The organism is Schnuerera sp., assembly GCF_035459645.1.
Lineage (GTDB): Bacteria > Bacillota > Clostridia > Tissierellales > Tepidimicrobiaceae > Schnuerera.
In genome coordinates this window covers 1-1,675 of sequence record NZ_DATHXO010000519.1, presented here as the reverse complement: position 1 = coordinate 1,675, position 1,675 = coordinate 1, and the positions used below count along the sequence as shown (strand labels likewise).

Genomic DNA, 1,675 nt, shown 5'->3' with positions numbered 1-1,675 from the left:
TTCAGCATCCTTCATATCATTTGTAAAAGAAAAATCCTTCTCATCTTCAAAGATTATATCGTACCCTAAATCTTCTAAGTTTTTAAATTCTTCATTTGTATATTTAAAAGTAATAAGCGTTTTCAAAACAAAACCTCCTTCTTCTTCTGTATATTATTATATAATTTATAAAAATTATAATTGTTTAAAAATCCAATCTACTAAATCTATGCAAAGTTTTGCTGTGGTATCGTTTTCATCTAGATTAGGGTTCAATTCTACTAAATCCATAGATTTTATTAATCCTGTATTTAAAAACTCTTTAAGAACTATTTTCCCTTCTTCTAAATTGAACCCTTTATCTACTGGAGTTCCAGTTCCTGGAACAAGGCTTTTGTCCATCACATCAATATCAAAACTTAAATGGGTGCCATCTACATTGGAATTTTCAATTTTTTCTATAACTTCTTTTATAACCGATTCTAAACCAACTTTTCTAATGTTATCCATAGTATATAGATTTAATTTTAATTCTTTGGCAAGTTTAATTTCACCTTCATCTAAATCTCTAGCACCAATAATAAATACATTGTCTGGTTTTACCTTAGGACCGTTAAAATATAGATTGGTCATGGAAGGTTCACCAACGCCTAAAGCTGCAGCTAATGGCATGCCGTGGGAATTGCCTGAAGGTGAAGTCTCGTGGGTGTTTATATCTCCGTGAGCATCGACCCAAATGACTGCCAAATTATTATGAAATTTACTAGAACCTGAGATACTACCTAAACCGATGGAATGGTCTCCGCCAATTATGAAAGGAAAACTTTTTGAAGTTAATGCACTAAAAACTGAATGAGCTAAATTAGTGTTTATATCAACCACAGGCTTTAAATACTTGATTTTTTCATGATGAGCATATTTATCTTCTTCTGGGATATGAGGAACAAATAAATTTCCTAAATCATAAACATTTTCTTTATGTCTTCTTATTATATCTATTATGGCCTTCTGTCTTAATTTTTTTGGTCCATATTGAGCGCCTTGGCGATCGCAACCATACATAATGGGTACTCCGATTAAACTAATATCCATTATAAAACCTCCTTTGTAATATAATATTTGACAAAAATAGTACCTGATACAATTTTATTATATCATTTATAAATTTTAGGACAAGCAAACATTTTAGATTATTAAAAATATTTAGTTTAAAATAAATTCTTAATATTTTCAAATAATAGGGTATATAGACAATATAAATGATCAATGGGAGGGTTAATATGGATAAGAAAAAAGAAGAGATTTTAAAAGCACACAAGTTTAGATTTGCTTGCAAAGAGTTTGATAAGAGTAAGAAAGTATCGGAAGAAGATTTGAATTTTATATTGGAAATAGGAAGATTATCCCCTAGTTCTTTTGGCTTTGAGCCTTGGAAATTTCTAGTAATAGAGGATGAAACTTTAAGGGAAAAAATTCTACCGGTCGCTTGGGGTGTTCAAAGGCAGATGCCTACCTTAAGCCGTTTAGTTATTATATTAGCACGTAAAAAAATGGATATGGTATTTAGTTCAGATTATATTAAATACATGGTAGAAGATGTTCATAATATACCTGGTGATATGGCTGAAGCTAGAATAGAGAAATACAAAAACTTTCAAAAAGAAGATTTTAAATTACTAGAAAATGATAGAAATAT

The 1,675-nt window shown here is 29.9% G+C and carries 2 protein-coding genes; one reads left to right on the top strand and one right to left on the bottom strand.

Annotation, left to right across the window (positions count from 1 at the left end):
• Positions 1 to 174: 174 nt before the first annotated feature.
• On the bottom strand, positions 175 to 1,071 hold the full coding sequence (gene rocF, locus VK998_RS12140; RefSeq protein WP_325228718.1) for an arginase: 897 nt from the start codon (positions 1,069 to 1,071) through the stop codon (positions 175 to 177).
• Positions 1,072 to 1,259: 188 nt separating this feature from the next.
• Between rocF and VK998_RS12135 the strand changes: the two genes are divergently transcribed.
• The coding region (locus tag VK998_RS12135; RefSeq protein WP_325228715.1) for a nitroreductase family protein at positions 1,260 to 1,675 on the top strand (416 nt) is incomplete at its 3' end.

Excerpts from the sequence above, each read along its gene's own strand:
- rocF (WP_325228718.1), bottom strand. The coding sequence starts at position 1,071 with ATGGATATTAGTTTAATCGGAGTACCCATTATGTATGGTTGCGATCGC.